This window comes from Microbispora sp. NPDC049633 (assembly GCF_040675265.1).
GTDB lineage: Bacteria > Actinomycetota > Actinomycetes > Streptosporangiales > Streptosporangiaceae > Microbispora > Microbispora maris.
On sequence record NZ_JBFAOO010000013.1, the window covers coordinates 28,310 to 54,190 of the forward strand.

27 protein-coding genes and 2 tRNA genes are annotated in these 25,881 nt (G+C 67.9%); 15 read left to right on the forward strand and 14 right to left on the reverse strand.

Annotated features, from left to right (window positions below):
* Positions 1 to 48: 48 nt before the first annotated feature.
* From AB0J39_RS05825 to AB0J39_RS05840, 4 genes are all read right to left on the reverse strand, one after another.
* A complete protein-coding gene (locus AB0J39_RS05825) occupies positions 49 to 717 on the reverse strand; it encodes a trypsin-like serine protease (protein WP_363462259.1) in 669 nt (222 codons plus the stop codon).
* 290 nt (positions 718 to 1,007) lie between these two features.
* Positions 1,008 to 1,616, reverse strand: a complete 609-nt coding sequence (locus AB0J39_RS05830) for a hypothetical protein (protein WP_363462261.1) — start codon at positions 1,614 to 1,616, stop codon at positions 1,008 to 1,010.
* Between the two features lie 376 nt (positions 1,617 to 1,992).
* A tRNA-Leu gene (locus AB0J39_RS05835) sits at positions 1,993 to 2,074 on the reverse strand.
* An 84-nt stretch (positions 2,075 to 2,158) separates the two neighbouring features.
* The gene (locus AB0J39_RS05840; RefSeq protein WP_363462263.1) at positions 2,159 to 2,443 is read right to left on the reverse strand and encodes a winged helix-turn-helix domain-containing protein; all 285 of its coding nucleotides are present in this window, start codon (positions 2,441 to 2,443) and stop codon (positions 2,159 to 2,161) included.
* 601 nt (positions 2,444 to 3,044) lie between these two features.
* On the opposite strand from AB0J39_RS05840, the gene AB0J39_RS05845 reads away from it, so the two are divergent.
* The 3 genes from AB0J39_RS05845 to AB0J39_RS05855 are packed head-to-tail and all read left to right on the forward strand — an operon-like array spanning position 3,045 to position 7,800.
* The gene (locus AB0J39_RS05845) at positions 3,045 to 4,940 is read left to right on the forward strand and encodes a site-specific DNA-methyltransferase (protein WP_363462265.1); all 1,896 of its coding nucleotides are present in this window, start codon (positions 3,045 to 3,047) and stop codon (positions 4,938 to 4,940) included.
* A 2-nt stretch (positions 4,941 to 4,942) separates the two neighbouring features.
* Positions 4,943 to 7,474: a DEAD/DEAH box helicase family protein gene (locus AB0J39_RS05850; protein ID WP_363462267.1), complete on the forward strand. Its 2,532-nt coding sequence runs from the start codon at positions 4,943 to 4,945 to the stop codon at positions 7,472 to 7,474.
* On the forward strand, positions 7,471 to 7,800 hold the full coding sequence (locus tag AB0J39_RS05855) for a helix-turn-helix transcriptional regulator (protein ID WP_363462269.1): 330 nt from the start codon (positions 7,471 to 7,473) through the stop codon (positions 7,798 to 7,800). The genes AB0J39_RS05850 and AB0J39_RS05855 overlap by 4 nt, the downstream gene beginning before the upstream one ends.
* A 597-nt stretch (positions 7,801 to 8,397) precedes the next feature.
* On the opposite strand, the gene AB0J39_RS05860 is transcribed toward AB0J39_RS05855, so the two are convergent.
* Positions 8,398 to 9,102 (reverse strand): HAD hydrolase-like protein, encoded by a 705-nt coding sequence (locus AB0J39_RS05860; protein ID WP_363462271.1) that lies wholly within the window; start codon positions 9,100 to 9,102, stop codon positions 8,398 to 8,400.
* Complete coding sequence (locus tag AB0J39_RS05865) at positions 9,099 to 9,944, reverse strand: GntR family transcriptional regulator (RefSeq protein WP_363462273.1); 846 nt, start codon at positions 9,942 to 9,944, stop codon at positions 9,099 to 9,101. The genes AB0J39_RS05860 and AB0J39_RS05865 overlap by 4 nt, the downstream gene beginning before the upstream one ends.
* Positions 9,945 to 10,077: 133 nt before the next feature.
* On the opposite strand from AB0J39_RS05865, the gene AB0J39_RS05870 reads away from it, so the two are divergent.
* The 10 genes from AB0J39_RS05870 to AB0J39_RS05915 all read left to right on the forward strand — a co-directional run bounded on the left by AB0J39_RS05870 (position 10,078) and on the right by AB0J39_RS05915 (position 17,303).
* Complete coding sequence (locus tag AB0J39_RS05870; protein WP_363413527.1) at positions 10,078 to 10,407, forward strand: hypothetical protein; 330 nt, start codon at positions 10,078 to 10,080, stop codon at positions 10,405 to 10,407.
* Positions 10,408 to 10,504: 97 nt separating this feature from the next.
* Positions 10,505 to 11,902 (forward strand): FtsK/SpoIIIE domain-containing protein, encoded by a 1,398-nt coding sequence (locus AB0J39_RS05875; protein ID WP_363462275.1) that lies wholly within the window; start codon positions 10,505 to 10,507, stop codon positions 11,900 to 11,902.
* 79 nt (positions 11,903 to 11,981) lie between these two features.
* Complete coding sequence (locus tag AB0J39_RS05880; protein ID WP_363462277.1) at positions 11,982 to 12,707, forward strand: DUF2637 domain-containing protein; 726 nt, start codon at positions 11,982 to 11,984, stop codon at positions 12,705 to 12,707.
* Positions 12,708 to 12,760: 53 nt separating this feature from the next.
* Positions 12,761 to 13,222 carry a transcriptional regulator gene (locus AB0J39_RS05885; protein ID WP_363462279.1) on the forward strand — a complete coding sequence of 154 codons (462 nt, stop codon included), beginning with the start codon at positions 12,761 to 12,763 and terminating at the stop codon, positions 13,220 to 13,222.
* 14 nt (positions 13,223 to 13,236) lie between these two features.
* A complete protein-coding gene (locus AB0J39_RS05890; RefSeq protein ID WP_363462281.1) occupies positions 13,237 to 13,707 on the forward strand; it encodes a hypothetical protein in 471 nt (156 codons plus the stop codon).
* A 202-nt stretch (positions 13,708 to 13,909) separates the two neighbouring features.
* Entirely contained in the window at positions 13,910 to 14,032 is a 123-nt protein-coding gene (locus AB0J39_RS05895) for a hypothetical protein (RefSeq protein WP_259400865.1), read from the forward strand.
* Positions 14,033 to 14,147: 115 nt separating this feature from the next.
* Complete coding sequence (locus AB0J39_RS05900; RefSeq protein WP_363462283.1) at positions 14,148 to 14,294, forward strand: hypothetical protein; 147 nt, start codon at positions 14,148 to 14,150, stop codon at positions 14,292 to 14,294.
* Positions 14,291 to 15,739 (forward strand): replication initiator, encoded by a 1,449-nt coding sequence (locus AB0J39_RS05905; RefSeq protein ID WP_363462285.1) that lies wholly within the window; start codon positions 14,291 to 14,293, stop codon positions 15,737 to 15,739. Before AB0J39_RS05900 ends, AB0J39_RS05905 begins: the two co-directional genes overlap by 4 nt.
* Positions 15,736 to 15,936, forward strand: coding sequence for a helix-turn-helix domain-containing protein (locus AB0J39_RS05910; protein WP_363462287.1), 201 nt, complete (start codon positions 15,736 to 15,738; stop codon positions 15,934 to 15,936). The genes AB0J39_RS05905 and AB0J39_RS05910 overlap by 4 nt, the downstream gene beginning before the upstream one ends.
* Entirely contained in the window at positions 15,933 to 17,303 is a 1,371-nt protein-coding gene (locus tag AB0J39_RS05915) for a tyrosine-type recombinase/integrase (RefSeq protein ID WP_363462289.1), read from the forward strand. Before AB0J39_RS05910 ends, AB0J39_RS05915 begins: the two co-directional genes overlap by 4 nt.
* A 130-nt stretch (positions 17,304 to 17,433) precedes the next feature.
* Here AB0J39_RS05915 and AB0J39_RS05920 read toward each other — a convergent pair.
* From AB0J39_RS05920 to AB0J39_RS05930, 3 genes are all read right to left on the reverse strand, one after another.
* Positions 17,434 to 17,506 (reverse strand) — tRNA-Leu (locus AB0J39_RS05920).
* A gap of 242 nt (positions 17,507 to 17,748) precedes the next feature.
* The gene (locus tag AB0J39_RS05925) at positions 17,749 to 19,107 is read right to left on the reverse strand and encodes an NAD(P)/FAD-dependent oxidoreductase (RefSeq protein WP_363462291.1); all 1,359 of its coding nucleotides are present in this window, start codon (positions 19,105 to 19,107) and stop codon (positions 17,749 to 17,751) included.
* Between the two features lie 151 nt (positions 19,108 to 19,258).
* A complete protein-coding gene (locus tag AB0J39_RS05930; RefSeq protein ID WP_363462293.1) occupies positions 19,259 to 20,056 on the reverse strand; it encodes a uracil-DNA glycosylase in 798 nt (265 codons plus the stop codon).
* A 163-nt stretch (positions 20,057 to 20,219) separates the two neighbouring features.
* Here AB0J39_RS05930 and AB0J39_RS05935 point away from each other — a divergent pair, with 163 nt between their 5' ends.
* Complete coding sequence (locus AB0J39_RS05935; RefSeq protein ID WP_363462295.1) at positions 20,220 to 21,425, forward strand: cytochrome P450; 1,206 nt, start codon at positions 20,220 to 20,222, stop codon at positions 21,423 to 21,425.
* Positions 21,426 to 21,486: 61 nt separating this feature from the next.
* Here the strand turns inward: AB0J39_RS05935 and AB0J39_RS05940 are convergent, their stop codons facing one another.
* The 3 genes from AB0J39_RS05940 to AB0J39_RS05950 form a co-directional block, all read right to left on the reverse strand.
* A complete protein-coding gene (locus AB0J39_RS05940) occupies positions 21,487 to 22,494 on the reverse strand; it encodes a hypothetical protein (protein ID WP_363462297.1) in 1,008 nt (335 codons plus the stop codon).
* Positions 22,491 to 22,820, reverse strand: a complete 330-nt coding sequence (locus AB0J39_RS05945; RefSeq protein WP_346226905.1) for a PadR family transcriptional regulator — start codon at positions 22,818 to 22,820, stop codon at positions 22,491 to 22,493. Before AB0J39_RS05945 ends, AB0J39_RS05940 begins: the two co-directional genes overlap by 4 nt.
* Positions 22,821 to 22,889: 69 nt before the next feature.
* Positions 22,890 to 23,870 carry a zinc-binding dehydrogenase gene (locus AB0J39_RS05950; RefSeq protein WP_363462299.1) on the reverse strand — a complete coding sequence of 327 codons (981 nt, stop codon included), beginning with the start codon at positions 23,868 to 23,870 and terminating at the stop codon, positions 22,890 to 22,892.
* Positions 23,871 to 23,926: 56 nt separating this feature from the next.
* On the opposite strand from AB0J39_RS05950, the gene AB0J39_RS05955 reads away from it, so the two are divergent.
* On the forward strand, positions 23,927 to 24,298 hold the full coding sequence (locus AB0J39_RS05955) for a helix-turn-helix domain-containing protein (RefSeq protein WP_363462301.1): 372 nt from the start codon (positions 23,927 to 23,929) through the stop codon (positions 24,296 to 24,298).
* Positions 24,299 to 24,349: 51 nt separating this feature from the next.
* Here the strand turns inward: AB0J39_RS05955 and AB0J39_RS05960 are convergent, their stop codons facing one another.
* Together AB0J39_RS05960 and AB0J39_RS05965 are read right to left on the reverse strand one after the other, a co-directional pair.
* Complete coding sequence (locus tag AB0J39_RS05960) at positions 24,350 to 25,282, reverse strand: Ppx/GppA phosphatase family protein (RefSeq protein ID WP_363462303.1); 933 nt, start codon at positions 25,280 to 25,282, stop codon at positions 24,350 to 24,352.
* 2 nt (positions 25,283 to 25,284) lie between these two features.
* The gene (locus AB0J39_RS05965) at positions 25,285 to 25,881 is read right to left on the reverse strand and encodes a DUF501 domain-containing protein (RefSeq protein ID WP_363462305.1); all 597 of its coding nucleotides are present in this window, start codon (positions 25,879 to 25,881) and stop codon (positions 25,285 to 25,287) included.

Consider the following 25,881-nt stretch of genomic DNA (forward strand, 5'->3'; position numbering starts at 1 on the left):
TTCATACCCCCAGTGGGGGCATATGTCTATAACCCCACTGCGGCGGCCTCAGGGGAGCGCGACGTACTCGCCGAGGAACTTCCGGGCCGATGCCGTGTCCAGGCGGTAGTCGAGGTTGGTGAACCGGCAGGCGTCGTCCACTCCGCTGATCGTCGTGGCCACGAGCAGCTTGGAGTCGGAGCCTCCGAGGTAGTTGGGGCCGCCCGAGTCGCCGTAACAGGTCCCGCCCTCCTTGCCCCAGGGGTCCGGCGCCAGTTCGAGCCACCTGCCGCGAAGGCGCTTGAAGGAGATGGTCGTCTGGCTGCGCGTGTCGGTGTAGTGGAACCGCCACCCGTGCGCCTTCTTCGTGGGGTCCACCGAGCCGTACCCGACCGGCGTGAACCGGGCGGCACCCAGACTGCCGTCGGCCTTGAGCCGGTCGAGCAGGCCCAGGGAAGGCAGCGTGGCCGGCGTGATACCGGGGACGGGGTCGGAGAAGACGACGACCGCCATGTCGTAGAGCCCGCTCTTGCGGCTGTAGCGCGGATCGGGCACGTAGCGCCCGGTGTAGAGCGTGTCCCCGGCCCGGTAGCGGCCGGCGAAGGAGACCCGCGCGGTCTTCTGCCCCTCATGTCCGCAGTGGGCGGCAGTGAGGAAGACGGTCGGCGAGATGAGAGTGCCGGTGCAGTACGCCCAGGTGCCGTCGCGTTCCGGCTTGTCGCCGATGAGGGCGCCCACTTCCGGGTGATCCGCATGATCGACCGAGCCGTGGGTGATGGCCGATGCCGGCGAGGCGGTACCCACCACCAAACCAGCAAGAACCATAACAAAAGGGACAAAACGCATGCACAAATGTATCCGAGCATGGGTTCCGCATGGCAAATGTCAGAAGAAGATCTACGCATGCCCGTCAGGGCCCGGGCCACCTGCGTCACCGGCCGCCCGGTCGCGGATCAACGGAAACTCGTACACCGCTCCCGTAGACGCAACCGAGGCCGGCTACTAGCAGTGCGAGCAACGGTTTCGAGCTATCCCTGACTCTTCAACCACGCCACCCACTGGCTGCTCTTGGGCGTCGGCAGTTCCGGATGATCGAGCAACCACAGGAGATAGCGCGCACGTAAACGGATCTTCTCGTGGCCGTCCCCGGCGATCTCAGCCAGCAGCGGCCTCAGCCGCCCGCCGCCTACAGCCCTGGCGAGAATGGCGTATCGCATGTCCTCCACGCGGTGCTCACGGCGTACCGCCAGAGACACCAGGCGCGCAAGCTGATCAACTATCTCGTCCGGCAGGTACGGCAGAGCCCTGGTTAGATCGCGCAAGCCTCCGCCCTTGGTTCCCCAGCTCTTGGCATTGGCCATCCACTCGTCCGGATAACGGGACTCCCACTCCAGATAGAGCAGGAGGTACTTCAGTCCGCCCCACTGCGCGTACGACTCGACGGGGACGTACTCCCAGAGCGCATCGGGAAGCCTTCTGTCCCGCTCAGCACACCACCGGAACAGCACCTCGGAACCTGCCGATTCCCCGTGCTGCCAGACCTCATTGAACTCCGCCAATGCCTTGGCACGCCGCTCGTCGGAACCCTGTAGATACTGCAGCGCCCGCCTTCGCCGGGCTGGGTCTTCCGAGATCAACTCGACGGCCCACCCAAGACACCGATCCCACTCCTCCGCCGACCGCACAGCTCTAATGATGACGGAGGCTGCGGCTTCTGAAGTTGGACGCTTCTCTCACACCTCCTGGGTATCGACGGCGCCTGCAAACTGACCCTCAGACGATGCGCGGGTTCTAGTGTTTGTCGCAACACACCTGATCATGATGGGCGTGGAGCTGGCTGTTCGCGGACCCAAGCGGCGACTCGAACTCGAGTCGGACTACTGGCGGCTAATCCTCTCCGGGGCAGGCACGGTTGAGGCGCGCAAGCAGTCGGCATCTCTCGGCCGGACCGGGCAGATCAGCCGGTGGCCGGACTCGTGCTGGCCGCCGGCTTTTCGTGCTGGAAGGGGATAGTGCCCCCGGTGGGACTCGAACCCACACCACAGCCCTTTTAAGGGGTCCCGCTACCCCGCCTCGGCGCACCCTCTGAGCTGGCGCAACCGCTCTCCGCTGCGCCTCTTGTTGTCATCGTGGGCATGCATGGGGCACAGTCGCGCACTGCCGACCTCTCCGGCCGGGCTCACTCGTCCGTGACGGCAGCTTCCGTGGCCGGCGGCGCCTGTACGTAGGTGCCCTTGCCGTGGACGCTGCGGATGAGGCTTCGTTCCCGCAGCTCCTTCATGGCTCGCCTGATGGTCATCCGTGCCACTCCGTACTGCTCGGAGAGATCCAGCTCCGAAGGTAGCCGCTGCCCCGGCTTGAGGTCGCCTCGCTCGATCCGGCCCGCGATGTGGTCGGCCACGACCATGTAGACGAGCTCCGGGCCGTCGCGGTCGATCTCTGGGAAGTCGCTCTCCTCCGCCACGGCGACCAACCATAGATGCCTCCTGACCTCCAAAAACACCTAGGTACCTCTAGTAAGGTCTATAGAGGTCTATGCTGAGTCTATGGAGCCTGCCGCCCTCCCCCAGGACGACGAAGCTGACTGGGACTGCCCCGGGATCGCCCTACACCTCGGCCGGGCTCTTCCGAACCGCGTGAAGTTGCTCTGGTCTTCAGAGCCGCGGAGCCGTCGGCACCGGGTCGTGGAGTACACCTGCGCTTGCGAGGCCGTGGTCTACGAACTGGTCTCCTGCGGCGGTCTCTACATGATTCACAAGGTCATTCAGTCCGAACCACCAGAGCACGCCTACACGGGCGGCTGGCGCCATACAGAGGCTCACCTCTGGTGGCATCGCCTCATCACCGGTCGGGTCCGGTAGTCCAGCCAGCGCACGGCCGGTGGCATGCGTCAATAGCATCGGTCTCCGTTGCGGTGGTGTCTCACTTGCCGCGCTGGCTGATGCAACCGCCCAGAGCGAGGGCCGTGAGCCGCAAAGAGCTCCCCAGGCGGGAACTGCTAACTTTGCCGACTCACTTCGGCGCAACCGGTGCACGTGCTTACTGGGTTACGGCAAGATCAGCGCATGCACACCGTCGCCCCCCACGGTCAGCTAACTACTGTCCACACGCATGCAAACTCTCGATCCAGTGCGATGCGAGGCGACGAGCAGGCTAAGAACGTCCGGCTAGAGCTCACGTGGCCCCAGAAGGACAGGTTCCTACTAATCCCCCGGGACGATTCAGGCAAGCCCGTATGGGTCGATCGTGATCACCCATCCGCTTCTGAGGTAAGACTGGCAGATTTCACCGGCTCCTACGGGCAGGTCAACGACACCAACCCGTATGCGGACAACCTGCTCTTCACCGGAGACTCGCTGGATGTACTCCGGATTCTCTGCGAAGTACCCGAGTTCCGTCGCGAGTACAGAGGCAAGATCAAGCTGGTCTACCTCGATCCGCCGTTCAACACTGGGCAGGCGTTCGCGCACTATGACGACTGGATGGAGCACTCCACCTGGCTCTCATTCATGCGGGACCGGCTACTGCTGATCAAGGAGCTACTCGCACCTGACGGTTCGGTCTGGGTCCACCTCGACAACGCCGAGGTTCACCGGATGCGCTGCCTGATGGACGAGATCATGGGCGCAGGAACGTTCCTAAATCAGGTCGTTTGGAGACGGACCCAAGGCAAGTCCTCTGCCCGCCGAGGCCTAGGAACGATGTGCGACACGATCCTGGTCTACGGCAGAACCGAGCGAAGCAGCCTGCGGCCAGTGTTGCTGCCACTTACTGATAAGCACCTGGCCACGGAGTACCGCTACTCCGACGAGCGCGGGCGCTACATGCTCGGCGACTTGACTGCTCCGGGTGCTCGCACTGGCGACTCAGGTGACTTATGGAGGGGGCGCAAGCCCCCTGGAAGGAACCGGCACTGGGCAGCACCAACCGTTGAAGGTGTCACCGACGGCGAGGCCGAAACGCTCCCCACCCGCCAGCGTCTGGATCTGCTAGACACAGCTGGCTACATCCACTGGCCGCCCGGGGAAAACAGCGTGCCCAAATTCAAGCGTTACCTACGCGAGGACAGTGGGGTCGCGGTGGGAGATCTATGGGACGACATCCCCCGGGTCGCGAACTCTTCGAAGGAACGTCGCGGGTACGACACGCAGAAGCCCGAAGCCCTGCTACAGCGCATCCTGACTATGGGAACAGAGCGGGGAGACGTAGCCCTGGACGTGTTCGGCGGATCCGGTACCACCGCCGCTGTCGCTCACAAGATGGGGCGCCGTTGGATCACCGCCGACATCAGTCCCATGAGTGTCTCTCAGTACATGACCAGTCGGCTGCGTGAGGTTGTTGACGGAGCTGACGATGCAGGAATCAGCCAACAAGTCACCGAAGTTGCGGCTACGGCAGAGCTACCGGCCGGAACTACAGCCGATGACTTCGCGACGGCAGCCAAGTCGCTCAAGGCCGCTGCCGATGCTGGCCTGTTCAAGCTCGACTCTCCCGAATTAGGGGACTGTCTGAAGCTCATCGAACGGCTCGGGCGGAAAGTAAAGCAGACGCAGGTGCTTTGGTCGGGGGGCGGAGGGTTCCGGTCGGTCACTGTGAGTCCCTCGATTTATGAGGTCAGCCCCTACGGCGTGCTACTGGCTGATTGGGCGACCAACGGAACCTTCGCCCGCGCCGTGGCCGGCCAGTTGGGCTTCGACTGGCAGCCCGACGCTGCTCCGTTTTGCGGGATACGTGGCCGAATGCGTCTCGCAGTGATTGATGGCGCAGTGGGATCGGAGGAGCTCCGGCACATTATTGCCGCGCTCGGAGAGAAAGAGCGGGTCACCGTAGTAGCGAAAATCGTTCTACCTGGCGCGGAACAACTCCTTACCGAGTTGTCCCGGGGGTCCCGTCTTTGCAAGGCCCCAAGGGATCTGTTGTTGGATGGCGTTCGCCGAGTGCTGCGCCGAGAGGGGGTTTGACCGTGACCATTGCCTATGACCCTAGTCTCGTAGAGCGGGTCGTGCATACGCTTGATCTTCGGGCCCCTAATCAGGCGGCCCTCGACGCGATCGCACAGGCGCTTGATGCCGCCGAGAACGGTATTGAGCTGATCACGGATCTGGCTACTGGCGTCGGCAAAACCTACATCGCAGGCGGACTGCTCGACTACCTGTACGAGTGCGGCGTGCGCAACGTCGTCATCGTGACTCCCGGCTCAACAATTCAGAAGAAGACGGTTGCCAACCTCACTCCTGGCCATCCGAAGTATCTGCGCGGGCTGCAATCGAACCCCCTCGTTATCACTCTTGACACCTTGGAGCGCGGCGAGGTCGCGACGGCACTGGATGATCCCAACCGGTTCAAGGTGTTCGTGTTCACCGTTCAGTCCTTGCTGCGGCCGGACACGAAGGACGCGCGCCGAGCCCACCGACAGCACGAGACACTTGGCCAGGCTCTCTACGGCTATCTGCAGGCCGCAGATGACCTCGTCGTTATCGCAGACGAGCATCACGTCTACTTCTCAGGCAACGCCAAGAAATTCCAATCGGCGATCTCCGAGATGCATCCACTGGCTTTGATCGGGCTGACCGCCACCCCGCACGAGGCTAGCAAAGACAAGATTATTTACCACTATCCGCTATCCGAGGCGATCGCCGATGGGTACGTGAAGATTCCCGTCCTTGTCTCTCGTCAAGACCGAATCAGTGACCTACGGACTCAGATGGCGGACGGGGTCGCACTTCTCGACGTCAAAGCCAAAGCAATGCGGGCGTACTGCACACAGACAAAGCAGCCTTACATCGAGCCGATCATGTTCGTCGTCGCCCAAACTATTGAGGAAGCCGCTGGGTTGCGCGATATCCTGTCCGGACCCGACATGCTCGGCTCCTCCAAGCAAGTTCTCCTGGTCACGAGTGAGGAACCGGACAAGACCCTGGCACTGCTCGACACCCTGGAGGAACCAGGTTCTCCTATCCGCGCGGTTGTGTCGGTTTCCATGCTCAAAGAGGGCTGGGACGTGCGGAACATCTATGTCATCGCAGCAGTCCGCGCCATGGAGTCCCAACTGCTCACCGAGCAGATCCTTGGGCGGGGGCTGCGACTGCCGTTCGGTACACGAACCGGAAATCCTATGCTCGACACGGTCGAGGTCTTATCTCACCGTTCATTCGCGGACCTGCTTAAGCAGGCCAAGGCCTTGCTACAGCAGACCCTCGGTGAGCGCTCCGCAGATGCCACCGCTGTAGTCAATCCCACGCCAGGTAAGAGCTCCCCCGGCCTACCCGTGACCGTAGACGGCGGCATATCCGCAGGCGATCTCAGCGAGGCCAGCGCGGTCGAGATCCGGCTACCCGGGAATGCTGCGGCTGACCAATACCAGCTCGGACTGTTCGATCAGGAACCGGGAACGGCCGGCGAGAGCCACGTCGGCATCGGATTGGCGACCGTGGACAACCGGCTCACGACGGGAGAAACGTCCACAACGACGCTAACGAGGACCTTCACGCCGCGGACGCCTGGCGGGGTGAAGATACCGCTGTTCCTGCCCAGGGTGACGACCCGGTGGGAACGGGACCCCTTCTCCCTCACGCAGCTCAACCTCACAGATGTGGAGGCGTTAGGGCGGCAGTTCTCCCATGACAATGCCCCCACGCTTCGCCGCAAGGCCCTGGATGCGCAGCGCAACAGCCAAGGGCAGGCCGAGCTCGTCATTACAGATCAAGTCGAAGCGGTCTTCGCAACGCAGATCGCCATGCCGTTCCAGACTATTGAGCAAGACTTAGTGCGGCGGCTGATGGTGACCAATGGCGTCGCCGCAACCGTTAGTGAGCAGAACGCGGCCATTGCTGTTGCACGTGCGTTTCTGGCCGGGGCTGAGGTAAGCGAGCGCACCCCCTGGAGACCCGAGCACGGAAGGCTCGCAACCGCCCGACTAACTGAGTGGATCTCCACCAAGCAGACCTCCAGCCCCGCGCGAGAAGTCAAGGAAGTCACTCAGGTGCGGTGGCCCGAACCGCCGGACCGGTGGGAGACTCGCCCACCGGCAGATCGGCACGTCGTCACCAGCAGCAAAGACTTCACCCGCGGCTACCCCTACCAAGGGTGGACACGGTCGGTGTACGAAATCAACGCGTTCGATGCGTACTCCACTGAGTTCCGACTGGCGTCGCTGTTCGAAACCAGTACGGGAGTCAAGGCGTGGATACGAATCAACGAGACGGTTCCTCTCCGCATCACATACCTGACGGGCGCGGTTCAGCGCCAATATGCGCCGGACTTCATTGTGATCGACGACGCCGGAATCTACTGGATCATCGAAGGCAAAGCCGACGCGGAAATGACCAGCGCCCTGGTTATTGCGAAGCGAGAAGCGGCCCGCGCTTGGATCTCCACCGTGAACGCCAGCGACAATGTTCACGACAGGTGGGGCTACCTGCTCGCGAGTGAGTCCGTCATCGCCAGTGCAAGCACCTGGGAAAGCCTCAAGAACGGTGCACAAACGTTTACATGACCGAACTGATCGTCCCACCTCTAGGAAACAGCTTGCTATTCGCCGATGAGATCTATAAGCGCAGAACCGCTCTTCGAAAGACGCAACAACAACTTGCAATCGCAGTCGGTGTATCAGGTGCACACATATCTAACATCGAGACAGAAAAAGCTGAACTGACCAGAGATCTCGCCGTGAAGATTGAGCTTCAACTCCGAGAGTGGGAGGGGAGAATTCATCCTGCCTCCCACTCTGCTTTTCAAGTTGGGGTGCGATGGTCGAAGCTCACTGATCGCGAAGCTGCTGAAATCCTGATCTTCATGGAGGAGCAACAGCGTACGACCTAGCACAAACGTCGGCCCGCCCTGATCACCTCGTACGCCGTCGACCCACCGCGGAGCGGCAGCAGGCCGGGGACGGAGGGGCAAGGCCGGCCTCGCGTGTACGTCAACCTGGTCGCGGTTCCTCGGTCATCGGATGCCATCGGTCACGGCCGGCCTTGAGCCGGAGGAGCCGGTCTGCTGGGCTTGCCTGGGTCGATGGCGGGCGAGGCGATCAGGGCCCCCCAGCCACCCATGAACCTCGGCCTGCGCGCCGTGATCACCTCGGGGCCGGAGATCCCCCGCCGGAGGCAAAGAAAGACCTCAGCCAACTGCGGCGCGTCCGCATGGTCGTGGCGGCTGGCGTCGAGCAGCTCGTCCTGGTGGTCGCGCCTCCCCGGGGCGTCATGCATCTGCCTGGGATCGGGCGCGGCTGGCGTCGGCGCGGACGGGACCGGCCCGAAGAGGCCGCACGCCCGGCCGCGTCCGGACGCGCCGCGCCACCGCCGCCCGGCACGGGCGGCGGCTTGATTCCGTAAGGGAACTTGTAACCACGTCTGGCTGTCGCCCGGTAGTGTCGATCTTCTCGGACCTTGTACGACAGCGCCGCGCACCTTGTAGCGGCTACAGGTCGCCGACGCAATTCAGTGCTGTTGCGAGCTCTTCCATGCTGCTGATGAGAGCTTCGGCGCCCGCGTTCCTGAGGGCAATCGCCTTGGCAGGCGAATCGGCTAGGCCCACTGAGCGACTCCCGGCCTTCCCTGCAGCCTGCATGTCGAAGTCGGAGTCTCCGATCAGAACGGCGACCTTCGGCGTGGTTTCGGCGATCTCACATGCCAGGAGAACCGGCCTCGGGTGCGGCTTCATCAACGCTGGGTCGCCCATAGGTCGGCCGACGATGCCCGAGAGTTGGGCGCTGAACCCGGCACGATCGCATACGGCCTTGATCGCGGGCTCGGAGTTGTTGCTGACGATCACCACGCGGCGGCCGGTCGCTACGGATTCGGCGATCACATCGTGAATCCCCTGGGTCAGTTCAGCGACCTCGGCCGCCTCCAGTTCGGCGGCCATCAGGGCGGCTTCGATCATGTCGGCCTGATCAGGGGCGAACTCTGCTGTCCTACGGAAGACCTTGAGTGGGTCATCAAGCGCGGCCACCTCGGCTGGAAGGTGCGTACCACGCGCGATCAGTAGTGACTTGAGCCGCTCCGCAACGACCGGAGCTGGCAGGCCCGCGAAGATGCTGCAGACAGGGCCGTCGAAGTCGAGCAATATGAGCCGGGCCGCGTCGATGATTTCGATCAGGTGAGCCCGATCGTCGGAGGTCATAGCTCGACCTCGCGGCTGATGCTGGACCACACGCTGTCGAACCAGTCCTGTGATTGGGCGACAAACTGCGAGGACGTTGAGTCCTGGTCCTCCGTGATCGAGTAGTGAAACAGGACGGCGTCCTTACCCATCACGTCGTACAGCTCATGTGGCTCGCCCTTGATACGGACGGTGTGCTTGACCACGGGGTAGAAGCCGAAGAAGACCTGGCCGCGGTTGATGATGTAGAGCTTGAAGGTCGGCGCGGCCTGATGAGCACGAACCTCGACCGAGGTCGTTTTGACGAGGCCGAGGTCGCCGAGCTCGTGAACGGCGTCCGCGATGGCGCCGACGCTGCGACGCATGATGCGGTTCGCTCGCTCCCTGATGGCTGGGTCGTCCTGGAGGTCTTCCACACGCCGTGGAAGGGCCAAGGGCTGAGTCATGTCCGGGACCAGGATTCGGATGGCGATCGACTCGGGCCGTAGCCGGCCGATGCGAATCTTGTCGAGCGGCTCCTGAAGCATGCCGTTCAGGGTCTCGCCGGAGAACCCGGCGAAGTCGAGCGTGACGTTCGCCTCCTCGAAGGCCTGCTCGACGTGCGGACGCAGCTCGACCGGTCGCTCGGTCCGCTCCCGGACGAAGACGCCGCTCCCCTGCCTGGACACGACCAGGTTCTCGTCTCGCAGAACACGGATGGCCTGCTGAACGGTCATGCGCGCGACGCCGTACTTCTTGGCCAGCTCAGTCCCAGACGGCAACTTCTCGCCCGGCTGGAGCTTCTTGGTGAGGATCGCCGCCCGCAGTGCATTGGCCACCTGCTGATAGGGCGGCCGCGGGTCGTCCGGATCGAGGCTCATCATGCGGGTCAGCCTAGTTCTTCTAGGTCGCCTAGGCGAGTTTTCCAGTAGCGCTTGACATGGCTAGGCAACCCAGCCAACATGAAGTCGTCCGGAAGTTGCCTAGGCAGCTTAGACAAGTCGAAGGAGTCGGAACATGCGCAACATCCCCGTGGACCTGTCGGCCCTGTCGTTCACCGTCGCGGGCGAGCCCGAGCCGAAGATCGTGGACCGGGCGACGGGCGAGATCAAGAAGGACGCGGAGGGGCGGGACCTGTACACGATCCCGCTGCTGCCCAAGCCGAACGACGACCGGCGTAACCCGGTGATCGTCGTGACGTTTCCCTCGGAGACCTTCCCCACCATCCCGGAGGGGGTGCAGGTCCGGCCGGTGGGTCTGTCGGCGTTCTTCTGGCAGATGAACGGCCGGTCCGGGCTCGGCTTTCGGGCCGAGGCGATCGTCCCCGCTGCCGTCAAGGCCGCCTGACCGGCGGTCGCGTGTGGTGCCCCGGGAGTGGCCCTAAGCCTGCCAGCTCCGCCGCTCCCGGGGCGTTCCCTTCGCTCACCGAAGAGAGGTCTCCAGTATGACCGCTGACGCGCTCGTCTACCTCATCCCGTGCCTGTTCACCCTCGCCGTGATCCTGGGCCTGGTGACGTGGAACCGGCTGCACCCGGTCTCGTTCTGGCTGGTGGTCGGCTACCCACGCAAAGCCGTCTCGGTCTACCTGACGTGGGGGAACGTCGCGGCCGGGTGCAGCCTGACGACCAAGCGGCGCCGCTGGCGGTGGACCTTCGACGGCGTCCCCGCGCTCGGGTCGGCCCTGCATGCCGGCGCCGCTCTGTCCCACGACCGCAAGCTGCGGCGGGTGGCGGTCGACAAGCCGCCCCGGCTGGGGTTCATCCGCCCCCTGCCGAACGGGTTCCGCGTGAACGTGGGTCTGGCGGACGGGCAGACGCCGGAGGACTACACGGCCAAGCTGCCCAACCTCGCCCACGCCTGGCGGGTCCACTCCGTCCGCGTGCTCGATTGGCGGCCCGGCCGGGTCACCTTGCAGGCCACCCGCCGCGACCCCCTCACCAACATCGGCGTCCCGGTGCTGGCCGATGGGCTGCTGCGGGTCCGTGTCGGGTTGCTGGAGACCGCCGCCCCGTGGGTCATCGACTTTCGCACCGTGCCGCACTGGCTGATCACCGGGGCGACCCAGTCGGGCAAGTCGACCCTGTTGAACGCGCTGATCTGCGGGCTGGCCCCGCAGCCGGTCGCGCTGATCGGGTTCGACCTCAAAGGCGGCGTTGAACTGACCCCCTACAGCGAGCGCATGACCGAGCTGGCCACCGAACGCGCCGAATGCGTCCAGGTCCTCAATGACCTGGTGGCCGAGATCAAACGCCGCATGGCATTGTGCAAGCAGTATCGGGTCCGCAACATCTGGAAGCTCCCCGAGCACCTGCGGCCGGTGCCGGTCGTGGTCCTGGTCGACGAGGTCGCCGAGCTGTTCTTGATGGCGGACAAGTCGGAGAAGGACGAGATCGCCACGACCGCTGTGCAGTTGATCCGCCTGGCCCAGCTCGGCCGCGCGTTCGGGCTGTATCTGCTGGTGTGCGGGCAGCGGGTCGGCTCCGACCTCGGCCCCGGCGTCACCGCCCTACGCGCCCAGCTGTCGGGGCGGATCTGCCACCGGGTCAACGACCCGGAGACCGCGAACATGACCCTGGGCGACATGGACCCCGCCGCGCTCCAGGCCGCCCGGCTCATCCCCGCCAACCAGCCCGGCGTGGCCGTCTTGGCCGCCGACGACGGCCGCTGGTATCGCGTCCGCTCCGCCTACGTCAGCGAGGAGCAGGCCGAGCAGGCCGCTGCTGCGTACGCGCACATGCGCCCCTCCTGGGCGGACATGACCTCGGTCACCGTCGCCCCGGTCAGCGACGCGGAGTTCGCCGACTACGTGGCCGACCCGGCGTCGGAGTCCGACCCCGTCTGACCCTGCCTCGTAGGTACGGCTCGACCGATGAGCCATGTCCCTACCCGGCCCATGCCGAAATCCCGGAAGGAGGTACGCGATGCGTGCCCGTCGCTCCAGCCGTGTCCGGTCCGCGGTGGTGGACTCCGGCCCGGTGATCGTGCTCGCGGCCATCGCCGCCGTGGGGTCGTTCACCCACATCAGTCACCTGGCCGCTCGTCACGGGCAGCAGGGCTGGCAAGCGTGGGCGGTCGCGGTCTGCATCGACCTGATGTGCGTCATGGCCGCCCGCGAGCTGCAGCGCGACAAGCGCACCGGCCGCCGCCGTCGCGGGCTGATCTCCTGGCCCGGCCTGGTCCTGGCGGGCGGGATCGTGCTGACCCTCGCGGCCAACCTCGCCCAGGCCGAACCCTCCCCCTGGGGCTGGATCACCGCCGCGACTCCCGCCGTGGCCTTCCTCGTCGCCGTGTCCATGCTCGAACGCCGCGCCTCCCACCGCCCCGAGCTGGTGCCCGAGGTTGAGCCCGCCTCCGCTCTTGAGCTTGTCGAGACGGCTCCGGCCGCCCCCGATGCGGTTGAGCCTGCGGCCGACTTGGTCCCTGTTGCGGCCGATCTCGTCTCCGCTCCGGCAGTCGCGCCGTCCCCGGTGCCGGCCACCGGTCCGGCTGACGCGCTTGTGGCCTACGCCCGCCGCATCGCCACCGAGCACGCCACCGTGCACGGCTCCCCGATCACCCGGGACGCACTGCGGCAGCGCCTTCGCGTCTCTCCCGAGCTCGCCGCCGACCTGCTCACCCAGATTCAGACCGCACCCGAACCCGCCTGAGCAAAAGAACCTGACCACTGACCACCCTTCCCCCGTCCTGCAAGGAGTCCTTCGTGTTGTCGTCTGCTGCGGCGTTCGCCGCCGTCTTCGCGGCCCTGTTCGCCGCCCATAGCTTCGGTGACCACTGGTGGGGCCAGACCCACACCCAGGCCCTCGGCAAGGGCGCCAGAACCACACGGGGCCGCTGGCACTGCGCGGGCCACGTGCTGCTGCTGGCCGCGCACAAGGCCGCGTTCCTCTTGCTCATGCAGGCGGTCACCGGCCTGCACCTGTCCCCGGTCCTGCTGAGCGCCGGGCTGCTCGTCGACGCCGTGTCGCACTACTGGGCCGACCGGCGCTTCACCCTCGCCGCCCTGGCCCAGGCCACCGGCAAGGGCGAGTTCTACCGGCTCGGGACCGACACCGTCACCGCCGACGGCACCCCGGCCGTCCACCTCGGCACCGGCGCCTACGCCCTGGACCAGTCCTGGCACATCGGCTGGCTGTTCATCGCCGCCCTGATCATCACCGCCTGAGAGGGAGAGCGCTGATGCTGACCTTGACCGATCCGGCCGGGCTGTTCGCCGAACTCACCCGCTTGGCCCTGCCCACCGGCTTCTACGTCATCTGCGGGTCGGCCGCTCTGTACGTGCGCGGCCTGCGCGCCCGCCTGGGCGACCTGGACGTGCTGGCCACCGGCCCCGCCTGGGACATCGCCACCACCCTGGGCACCCCGCGCCGGGCCCCCTCCGGGCACGGCCTGGTCATCCACCACCCCACCGTGGCGATCGAGTTCGTGGACCGGTGGACCCCCGGATGGCCGACCGACCGCCTGATCGACACCGCCGACATCATCGACGGCCTGCCCTTCATGCGCCTGGGCGAGGTCCTGGCCTGGAAACAGGCCGCCCGCCGCCCCAAGGACCTGCCCGACATCGCCGCCGTCCACCAGCTCCACCAGCTCTGGCATGGCCAGCCGCACCAGGACTGCGACCACTCACGAGAGGAGGTGACCCGGTGATCCCGCACTACCGCTGCTGCACCTGCGGCGGCACCGGCCTGGTCAACGACGACCACGGCCAAGCCGCCACCTGCCGCGACTGCGACGGCTCCGGCATCGACAACCACGGCGCATAGACGCCCCTCACGTGCGGCCACGCCTGCCAGCTCCCGGCCGCCACCACTCACCGCAATCCGCATCGCTCACCACGAGGAGAACCACGATGAAGCGCTTTCGTCTGCTGCGACGCCGCCCCTGCCACATGTGCGGCGGCCACGGAACCATCGCCTACGGCACGACCCGCGGCACCTGCGGCGTCTGCAACGGCTCCGGCTACCTCAACTAACCGCCGGCCACTCCCCTTGACCTGAACCCCTCGGCGCGGGGCGGTCCACGCCTGCCAGCTCCACCGCCCCGCCCGCCTGCTCGCTCATCCCGTACCGCTCACCAGGAGACCCGTCATGTCCAAGGACACTGCTCCCTGCTGCCGCAACTGCGGCGGCCGCGGCTCCGTCGTCGTCCGCCAGGCCGACAACCGCACCGGCACCTACACCCTGACCACCGTCACCTGCCCCGCCTGCTCCGGCACCGGAACGGAGGCCCGGTGACCCAAGCCCCCGAGCTTCCCGCTCACATCGGCGACCTGGTCGGCCCCGTCATCCGCGACCTGACCCGCCGCTCCGGCCACGACCTGAACCGCTGGATCCAGCAGGTCCACCGCCTCGGCGGCTGCCGCGAACCCATCCGCCTGACCGGACACATCCACACCCTTGACACCCACACCGGCGAGATCCTCGGCCACTACAGCACCCGCGCGGAACCACACGGACAGCTGCTCATCCGCTGCGGCAACCGCCGCGCCACCCGCTGCCCCGCCTGCGCCGAGGTCTACCGCCGCGACACCTTCCATCTCATCCGCAGCGGCCTGCTCGGCGGAGACAAGGGCGTCCCCGAAACGGTACGGACTCACCCACGCGTCCTGGCGACCTTCACCGCCCCGTCCTTCGGTGCCGTGCACCGTGGTCCCGGCAAGGATGGCCAGGCCGTGCCCTGCCACCCACGGCGCACCGGCCCGGCCTGCTTTGAACGGCACGCTGCGGGTGATCCGTGCATCGGCCAACCCCTCGACCCGGACGCGTACGACTATGTGGGACAGGTGCTGTGGAACGCCCACGCCGGAGACCTCTGGCGCCGCTTCACCATCTACCTGCGCCGCCACCTGGCGGCCTCGGCCGGGCTGACCCGCAAGGCATTCAACGAAGCCGTTCGTCTCTCTTTCGCCAAGGTGGCTGAGTACCAAGCCCGAGGCGTCGTGCACTTCCACGCGATCATTCGCCTGGACGGCCGCACTTCGGATGGCGTCCTCACCCCTGCCCCAGACTGGGCGACGGTCGACATGCTCAGCAGCGCGATTCACTCGGCGGCAAAGGCCGTACGGCTCGATGGTGCGGACTTCGGCCAACCGGGTCGGGAGTTGACGTGGGGGGATCAGGTCGACGTCGTACCGATCAGTCCTCGTGATCTCGGCCATAGCCTGGCCCTCAGCGAACACGCCGTCGCCGGTTACGTTGCCAAGTACGCCACCAAGGCCGCGGAAGTCTCGGGCACCCTCGACAGACCGGTCAAGACTCGGGAGCTCAACAGCCTGGAAGCTCAAGGCGTGCCGGAACACGCGGCCCGGCTGATCCGCACCGCATGGGAACTCGGTGATCCCGTCACCCATCCCGAACTCGTCGGCCTTCGGTTGCGGAACTGGGCGCACATGCTCGGGTTCCGCGGCCACTTCTCCACGAAGAGCCGCTCCTACTCGACCACCCTGACCAAGCTGCGCCAGGCCCGTACCGACTTCCGTCTGCGTATCGCCCAGACCCGGAGGCCGTACGACCCGGACAGCACACTCATCCTCGGCTCCTGGACGTACGCCGGCCAGGGCTTCACCCCGGGCGAGGCAGCTCTGACCGCGCAGCTCGCGGACGATCCACCGTCCATTGCGGGTCCAGGCTCGACGCCGGTTTCACCACCAGCTCGTTGCGCGGAGGGAGTCAGCCAGTGACGACGGCCATCAAGACCAAGTCGATGCTCACGGTGGCCGAGGTCTGCGCTGAACTGCAAATCTCCCGGTCCACCTTCTACGAGTGGCGCGCCAAGAGACGAGCTCCGCGATGCGTCACCCTCCCCAACGGCAGTCTTCGCGTTCGCCGTGCCGACCTCGATCGCTGGCTCGATGCGCACGAGGACGGCGCCCGGTGAAGGACATCTCCTACAGCGTGCGCATCTACAAGCTGGAGACGCGCAAGCGGGCCAACACCACGAACTACCGAGTTCGCTGGAGTGTCGACGGGCGGATCTACCGCGAGCCGTTCGCCACGGTCGCTCATGCCGAGAGCTACCGGTCCGATCTGCTGTCGGCCGCTCGCCGAGGAGAGGCGTTCAGCACGGTCACCGGGCTTCCGGTCTCCTGGGGGCGCGAGGAGCGCGCGATGAGCTGGTTCGACTTCGCCTGCGCCTATGTCGACATGAAGTGGCCCGGCCTGGCCGGGCACTCGCGCCGCATCACGGCCGGTGCGCTCCGCGACGCGACGCCGGCCTTGCTCACCGGCACGCGGGGCCGCCCAGACGACGAGACGCTCCGTCGCGCCCTTCTGGAGTGGGCCTTCAACTCGTCTCGCAGGAAGGGTGGTACTCCGCCGGAGGACCTCCGAAAGGCGCTGGAATGGCTCAAGCAGAACACACGACCGGTGGGAGACCTCGACGACCCTGCCGTAGCCAGAAAGGTCCTGGAGGCTCTCTCGCTCCGGCGAGACGGCAAGCGAATGGCCGCCAGTACCGTGCAGCGGACTCGTGGCGTTCTCGTCAACGCGATGGAGTACGCGATCGAGCTTCGGTTGCTGTCCCGTAATGCGATCAAGGACCTGCCGTGGAAGTCCACCAAGTCGGTCCGTCAGGTGGACAAGCGCGTCGTCGTCAATCCGGCCCAGGCCCGGAACCTCCTGGAGGCGGTTCGCGCCCAGAAGCCGAGCGGGCCGCGGCTGGTCGCGTTCTTCGCCGTCATGTACTACGCCGGGCTGCGGCCCGAGGAGGCGGTCAACCTCTTCAAGCGCAACCTCCTGATCTCCGACGAAGGATGGGGGGAACTGATCGTGGAGGAGGCCAGTCCTGCGCCTGGAGCCGCCTGGTCGAACAGCGGGCAGCGACGCGACCCGGGGCCTCTTAAGCATCGCGAGAAGGGCGAAAGCCGGGTCGTGCCCTGCCCGCCCGAGCTGACGCGGATTCTCCATGCGCATCTCGAGAATCCTGGGCCTAGCCCGGATGGCCGGCTGTTCCGTGCGCTGCGGGACGGCGGGGACCTCCAGGAGAGCACCTATCACCGGGTCTGGCGCAAGGCCCGGCATGCCGCCTTGTCTCCAGAGGAGTTCGCCTCACCGCTCGCCAAGCGGCCCTACGATCTCCGGCACGCCGCCGTCTCCACGTGGCTCAACGCCGGAGTGCCCGCGACCCAGGTCGCCGAATGGGCGGGGCACAGCGTCGCCGTGCTGCTGCACGTTTACGCCAAGTGCATTGCCGGTCAGGAAGAACAAGCGCGGAAGAGAATCTCCGACGCCCTCGGTGAGTTCTGATATCGGGGGCACGCCGGGGGCAAGACCCGCCGTAGTCGATCGCTGTCAGTCGTAGACAGCCGGACTGGGTAGATCAGCCGGTGGCCTGGATCACGCAGGTCACCGGCTTTCTGTTGCTGGGAGGCGCCAGTGCCCCCGGTGGGACTCGAACCCACACCACAGCCCTTTTAAGGGGCTTGCCTCTGCCATTGGGCTACGGGGGCGCCGCGATCATATGTCACGGATCACTCCTCTGTAAGCAAGTTACGTCTTACGCGGCTTGTCCCCCTTTCCACTGCGGGCGAACGGCGCGGGTGGCCGCCACCCGGTCAAGGTTCGGGGAGACCGTCCGTACCTTCTCCCCCGTCCACCACACCAGCATGGCAGAGCCGCGGGAAGACGGAACGACCCGGCGGCGGGCGCCGCCGGGTCGTCCGGTGTCCTGGGGTCCTGCCACTGCGAGGGGTCAGCGCCTGCGGCCGCTCTCCGCGGCCGCCCTGAACTCGTCACGCGGGTGCTCGATCTCGCCAAGGGAGATCGTCTCGCGCTTGAAGAACAGCGACAGCGTCCAGTCCATCACCACGCGGACCTTCCGGTTGACCGTGGGGACCCGCGACAGGTGGTAGGTGCGGTGCATGAACCAGGCGGGAAGACCGCGCAGCTTCACGCCGTAGACGTTGGCGACGCCCCGGTACAGGCCGAGTCCGGCGACCGAGCCGGCGTACTTGTGCCGGTAGTCCTTCAGCTTCTCCCCGCGCAGGTACGCGGCGACGTTGTCACCGAGAACCTTCGACTGCCGTACGGCGTGCTGGGCGTTGGGCGCGCAGTACTGGCCAGGGTTGGTCACGTCGGGGACGCCCGCGATGTCGCCGGCGGCGAAGGCGCCCTTGACGCCCGCGACCGTCAGTCGCGTCGTGGTCTTGATCCGGCCCCGCTCGTCGAGCGGCAGGTCGGTGGAGTTGACGATCGGGCTCGGCTTGACGCCGGCGGTCCAGACGATCGTGGCCGACTCGAACTCGTCGCCGTCCGAGGTCTTGACCAGGCCGCCCTCGCACGACTGCAGGAACGTCTCCATCTTGAGCTCGATGCCGCGCTCGCGCAGCTGCTCGGCGGTCCACTCGCCCATCTCGGGGCCGACCTCGGGCAGGATCCGGTTGGACGCCTCGATGAGCACCCAGCGCAGGTCCTTCTTCTCGATGCTCGGGTAGTACCTGATCGCGTCCTCGGTCATGTCCTCGAGCTCGGCGAGGGCCTCGATGCCCGCGAAGCCGCCGCCGACCACGACGAAGGTCAGCGCCCGGCGGCGCACGTCCTCGTCGTCGCTCGACTCGGCCCGGTCGAGGAGGGCGATCACCCGGTTGCGCAGCGCGATGGCCTCACCGACGGTCTTGAAGCCGATGGCCGCGTCCTCCAGGCCGGGGATCGGCAGCGTACGCGAGATCGAACCGGCCGCCATGACGACGACGTCGTACTCCATCTCGCGGGACTGGCCGGCGCCGGGCTCGAAGGTCAGGGTGCGCGCCTCGTGGTGCACCTTGGAGACCTTGCCGTTGAGGATGCGCACCTTCGGCAGCACCCGGCGCAGCGGGGCCACGACGTGGCGCGGCGAGATGTTGCCGGCCGCCGCCTCGGGGAGGAACGGCTGGTAGGTCATGTACGACTGCGGGTCGATGAGCGTGATCCGCACGCTGCCGTCGCGCAGCTCACGGCGGAGCGTGCGCTGAAGACGAAGAGCCGTGTAAAGGCCCACGTACCCACCGCCGACGATGACGACGTGCTTCCAGTTGCGGTCTGCCACGATGCCCTCCCAAGCTTGTGAAAGCATTCACAAGCCTACGTCACGAGATGGCAACCGCACCAATCCACTAGGGCCGAAGGTCTAGTGATTTTCCCCACTTAGTCATCTTGCAGTGACATTTCTCGGGAAAATTCCCGCAATCTTCCCTCAGTGACCGACTTCACACTCGTGAAAGCGTTCACAAGGTCCCCAGGGCCGCGGCGCGGGCGAAGACCGCGTCGAGCATGTCCGCGGTGACCCGGCCGGTGAAGGTGTTCTGCTGACTGGGGTGGTAACAGCCGATGAGCGTGACCGGGGCGGCGCCGTACGAGATGGACACCTCCACGCCGTGCCCGAAGGGCGGCCTGCGGGACGGCAGCGTGAACCCGGCCGCGCGCAGCGCGGGCCACACGGCCTGCCAGGCGAAGCCGCCCAGCGCGACGATCACCCGCGTCGTGCCCGCCACCAGCGCGAGCTCCCTGGCGAGCCAGGGGAAACACGTGTCGCGCTCCTCCGGCGTCGGCTTGTTGGCGGGTGGCGCGCACCGCACCGCCGCCATCATGCGCGCGCCGATCAGCCGCTGTCCGTCGTCCGCGCGCACGCTGGTCTCCTGTGCGGCGAGCCCGGTGCGGTACAGCGACGCGAACAACCAGTCGCCGCTGCGGTCGCCGGTGAAGATCCGGCCGGTCCGGTTGCCGCCGTGCGCGGCGGGGGCCAGGCCCACGATGAGCGTGTGCGGCTCCTCGTCGCCCCAGCCCGCGATCGGCCGGCCCCAGTAGGTCTCGTCCGCGAACGCCCGCCGCTTGACGTCGGCGACCTCCTCCCGCCACTCCACCAGACGCGGGCAGGCGCGGCACACCGACTGCCGGGCCGTCAGTTCGGCCGGCGTACGGCTCTCGGCCGCGAGTTTGGCGACCTCACGGGCGCTCTGGGCGACGGGGGTGTCCGGGGCCGCGGGGTCGCCCGGCCAGCCGGAACCGGGAGGAACGGAGCTCATGACACCGATCGTGCCAGGTCAAAGGGGATGCGTCGGCCGGAAACGGGATCTCCCCCGCCACGGCACCCCCGCAGCGGATGTGCGGGCATCCGGGTGTCATGAGAGGTCCCACCGAGGAAGATTCCAATCTTTCCGCCGTAAGGAAGGTGGGTACGTACGGCCCGTGTCCATCGACTCATGCCCCCCGCTGTTCGGCCCGGCGTTCGACGCCGACCCCTACCCCGCCTACGACTGGCTGCGCCGCAACGCGCCGGTGACCCGCGTGCCGCTGCCCGGCTGCGAGGCGTGGCTGGTCACGCGGTACGAGGACGCCGTGACCGCGCTCACCCATCCCGCGCTCGCCAAGGACCCGGCGGCGGGCTCGCCCGAGTGGCGGGCCGCCAATCTGGGCCTGCCCCTGGACCACCGGCCGGGGCTCGCCCGCCACATGATCAACGCCGACGGCGCCGACCATGCGCGCCTGCGGCGGCTCGTGAGCGCGGCCTTCACGCCCCGGCGGATGGCGGGGCTGCGCGCCCGGGCCCTGGAGGTGACCGACGCGCTGCTCGACCGCCTCGACGGTCCGGAGGCGGACCTGGTCTCCGCCCTCGCCTATCCCCTGCCGATCACGATCATCTGCGACCTGCTCGGCGTGCCGGAGGAGGACCGGGACACCTTCCACCGCCACGCCTCCGTGATCGACTCGGCGGCGGCGTCCGAGGTGGAGGAGATCAAACGCGCCACGGACGCCCTGGAGAGCTTCCTGGCCGACCTGGTCGAGCTCAAGCGCTCCCGGCCGGGCAACGACATGCTCACCGACCTCGTACGGCGGTCCAACCAGGGCGAGATCGACAAGAACGAGCTGACCTCGACCGCGTTCCTGCTGCTCATCGCGGGTCACGAGACGACCGTGGCGCTGATCGGCAACGGCCTGCTCGCGCTGCTGCGGCATCCCGGCCAGGCGGCGGCCCTGCGCGCCGACCCCAAGCGGCTGCCGGACTTCATCGACGAGATGCTGCGCTACGACGGTCCCGTACGGAACGCGACCTGGCGCTTTCCCACCGAGCCCGTGGTCATCGGCGGCCAGGAGATGCTGCCCGGGGAGCCCATCCTCGTCTCGCTGCTGGCCGCCAACCGGGACCCGGCGGCGTTCGCCGACCCGGACGCGTTCACCCCCGGCCGGATCGGCGAGCCGCACCTCGCCTTCGGCCGGGGCCCGCACTACTGCATCGGCGCCGCGCTGGCCAAGGTGGAGGGCGAGGCCGCGATCGGCCGGGTGCTCGAACGGTTCCCCGGCTTGGCCCTGGCCGTCGACCCGGCCACGCTGACGTGGTGGCCGAGCGCGATCATGCGCGGCCTGTTCTCGCTGCCCGTCCGCCTGCACGGCTGACGTCCCGCCTCCGGCTCCGTCCACAGCGCGGAGCCGGAGTGTGCACGCTCTGCCGCCGGCGTCAGCGCGTCGGCGTGGCGGAGGCCGACGGGGAGCCGGACGGCTCGGCGGAGGGCGTGGACGACGGTGAGGACGAGAGCGCGGACGAGGGCGTGGGCGTCAGGGTGGCGGGCGCGCAGGTCGCCTCCGGTTCGGTGGGATCGGCGCGGCGCTCCACGGGCTTCAGCGGCAGCGGGTAGGCGTTGCGGATGGGCGGCTCCCCGTCGCAGGGGATGACGAGCTCCTGGTCGAAGCCCTGCTCCAGCATGATCGGGTTGCCGTCCTGGTCGTAGAGCCGGACGTCGTGCAACGGCGTGCCGTCCTCGGCGTACGGGAAGATGTTGGAGACGTTCCCGCCCAGCGAGGACACGCTTTCCACCCGTACGCCCAGCGCGTGCATCGCCGGCCGGGGGCCGTAGTCGAACGCGACGCTCCGCGACGACGTGCTGGGGACGTCGGCCATCGTCCCCAGCACGAGGACCACGGCCAGCAGGTTGGCCCCGAGCAGCAGCACCCGGCCCCAGCGCGACGCCCCCGTACGGCCGCGCCGGCCCAGCCACACCGACCCCCAAACGACCGCCAGCGTGAACACCAACGCGGGGATGTCACCGGGGACCAGCCCCGGGGCGCTGATGGGCGCGAGCACGGCCAGCGCGATGGCGTAGCCCCGCAGCACCCACCACGCGGGACGCAGCTCGGGCGCGAAGACGGCCGCCTGGCGGTAGGGCGGCAGCACGAGCAGCCGCGTGTGCGCGCGGCGGACGGCTCCGGTCACCCGCTCGCGCAGCCGCCCGGCCAGCGAGGAGTCGTCTCCGCCCTGCGGCCTCCCGCCGTAGGCGGCCCGCAGCTCGGCGGCGTACGCCTCGGGGCTGCCGAGGCGTTCCTCCAGCGACATGCCCGGCTCGGCGGCGACCTCGGCGAGATGCTCGTCCAGGTCCTCCAGCAACGTCTCCCTGTCGCGGGCGGGGAGATCGGCGAGCGCCTCGCGTACGGCGGCGGCGTAGTCCTGGGGCGTCATCGGGGGGTTCATCCTGGGTCGACCTCCTTGAGCAGGTCGTTCATGGTGGCGGCGAAGGACGTCCACGTCTTCGCCGAGGTCTGCAGGAGCGAGCGGCCCACGTCGTTCAGGCCGTAGTACTTGCGGTGCGGCCCCTCTTCGGAGGCGACCACGTAGGAGGTGAGCGCTCCGGCCTTGTAGAGCCGGCGCAGCGTCCCGTACACCGAGGCGTCGCCGACGTCCTCCAGTCCGGCCTCACGCAGCCGGCGCACGACGTCGTATCCGTAGCTGTCGCGCTCAGCGAGCACCGCGAGGACCGCCAGGTCGAGGACCCCTTTGAGGAGCTGACTACCGTCCACGCACCGCACAGTACTACGTATTGCACAATAGTGCCAAGATCTCGTGTGACGCTTTCCCGGCGACGCGCGTCAGACCCGGACGACGTACTTGCCGGCGCCGCGGCCGCCGGCGAGCAGTTGGTGCACGTCCGGCACCCCGTCGAGGGAGCCGACCTCGGTCACCGGGACGTCCAGCCGGCCCTCCGCGATCAGGTCGAGAACCCGGCGCAGGCCCCGGGCGACCCGGTGCGGCGCGGTGGCCGTGAGAGCGCTGACGCTGAAGCCGACGATCCCCACGTTGCCGCGCATCAGGCGAGGGTGCGGCGGGAGCGGGGGCACCTCGCCACCCCCCGCGTTGCCGAACAGCACGATCCGGCCGCCGGGGCTGGCGACCTCCAGGTCCAGTTCGAGCAGCTCGACGCCGAGCGGGTCGAGGACGACGTCCACGCCGCCGGGCACCGCGTCCCTGATGGCCGCCTCCGCCCCCTCACCACGGACGATCACCGTGTCGTAGCCGGCGGACCGGGCCGCCTCGACCTTGTCCGGCCGTCCGACGGTGCCGACGAGCCGTCCTCCGCCCAGCGCCGGCGCCAGGCGCGCCACGGCCGACCCGACGCCGCCGCTCGCGGAGTGCACGAGCACGTTCTCGCCGGCGCCGAGCCTGGCCGCGTCGGTGAGCAGCAGCAGCGCGCTCGTCAACATCAGCGGGGCGGCCGCGGCGAGACGGGACGGCACGTCGTCCGGCAGCGGCACGGCCAGGGCGGCGGGCGCCACCGCCACCTCGGCCAGGCCGCCGGACGGGGTGAACGCGGCCACCCGCTGCCCCGGCACCAGGCCGGAGACCCCCGGGCCCACCCGGCGGACGGTTCCCGCCACCTCCTTGCCCGGCACGAACGGCCAGGCGGTGACGTAGCCCGGGTCTCCCCTGCGTGCCATCACATCGATGAAGTTGACACCCGCGTGGGAGACGTCGACGGACACCTCCCCCTCGCCGGGCTCGGGGACCGGTATGTCCCCGACCTCGGTCAGGTCCGGCCCGTGCGACGGTCCCGTCATCACCAACGCCCGCATGTCCCGCTCCTCTTTCGACGTTCGTCGTACGACGAAAGTCGTACCACAGTTGTACGATGATTGTCGAAAGAGAGGTGGAGATGCCCCGATCCCAACGCCGCCGAGCGACGCTCACGCACCCGGACACCGCCGAGATCGACCTGCTCGACGTGTTGCACGCGCTGTCCGACCCCACGCGTATGACGATCGTGCGGACGTTGCGCGCCGATCCGGAACGGGCCTGCGGCACGTTCCCGGTGGACGTGGCGCCGTCCACGCTCACGCACCACTTCCGGGTGCTGAGGGAGGCCGGAGTCATCCGCCAGCGGGAGGACGGCAACCGCCGGTGGACCGCGCTACGGCTGTCCGACCTCGACGACCGCTTCCCGGGGCTCCTCGACTCGATCCTCGACGCCTACGAGGCGCACGCCGAGGCCGTCGCTCCCTGAAGCGGTCTTCTTTCCGGGCTCAGGGAAGCAGGCTCAGGCGAGGGACCAGGCTCAGGCGAGGGACCAGGCGATGCCGTCGAGGATGTCGTGCTCGCTCACCACGACCTCGGAGAAGCCGTAGCGGCGGACGATGCGGTCGAGGATGAGCGCGCCCGCGCCGATGACGTCCACCCGGCCCGGGTGCATCACCGGAATGGCCGCCCGCTCGTCGTGCGTCATCTCCAGAAGCCGCGCGGACACCTCGTGGACCCGCTCGGCGGGGATGCGCGAGTGGTGGATGCGCGCCGGATCGTAGGCGGGCAGGCCGAGCGCGATCCCGGCGACCGTGGTGACCGAGCCCGCCAGGCCGACCAGCGTGCGCGCCGTGCGCACGGGGACGCTCTCCTCGACCCGGTCCATCGCGGCCTCGATGTCGGCGACAGCGGCCTCCACGTCCCCGGTGGCCGGCGGGTCGTCGCGCAGATGGCGCTCGGTCAGCCGTACGCAGCCGATGTCCACCGACAGGGCGCCCTCGACGGACCGGGAGCCGACGACGAACTCCGTGGAGCCGCCCCCGATGTCCACCACGAGAAAGGGCGTCTCGGCGGCGGCTCCGGCGAGGCCCCGGGTGGCGCCGGTGAAGGACAGCCGCGCCTCCTCGTCGCCGGTCACCACCTCCGGCTCCACGCCGAAGATGTCCCGTACGCCGGAGACGAAGTCGGCCCGGTTGGCGGCGTCGCGCGTCGCCGACGTGGCGACCACACGGATCGGCACGGGGCCGTCCGGGGAGTGCTCCCTGATCAGCTTGGCGTACCCGCGCATGGCACTGAAGGTCCGCTCCAGGGCCTCCGGCGCGAGCCGTCCCGTACGGTCGACGTCCTGGCCGAGCCGGACGATCTCCATCCGCCGCTCGACGTCGGTGAGGTCGTCCCCCGAGATGTCCGCGATGAGCAGCCGGACCGAGTTGGTCCCGCAGTCGATGGCCGCGACCCGCTTCGTCTCCACGCTCATCCCTCCCGGCCCCCGATCGCCTCTTCCGGCTTCTCCACCTCGACGCAGGGGCCGTCGGCCCACCAGTCGGGCAGCGCGTCCAGGGCCTCCCGGCCGAACGGGTTGACCCCCGGCGCGGCCAGCTCGTGGGCGACCAGCGCGTGCAGGCACTTGACCCGGTCCGGCATGCCGCCGGCGCTCTGCATGTCGCGCGGCAGCGGCTCCAGGCCCTCCTCGCCGGCCGCGCGGTCGCGGCGGGCGACGTAGTCCTCGTGGGCCGCCCGGTACGCCTCGGCCAGCTCGGGATCCTCGGCGAGCCGTGCCTGCATCCGCCGCATCAGCCCGGACGATTCCAGCGTGCCGATCGCCGAGGCCGCTTTGGGACAGGTCAGGTAGAACAAGGTCGGGAACGGCGCGCCGTCGGGCAGCCGGGGCGCGGTCTCCAGCACGTCGGGCAGCCCGCAGGGGCACCGGTGGGCGACCGCCCGCACCCCGCGCGGCTGCCGCCCGAGCTGCGCCCGCGCCGCCTCCAGGTCCGCCTGGTCCACGGCGCCCACCTGGTCGTCCGCCACGTCGATCTCCTCGCCCTTCACGATGCCCGCCGCGGTCCTCAT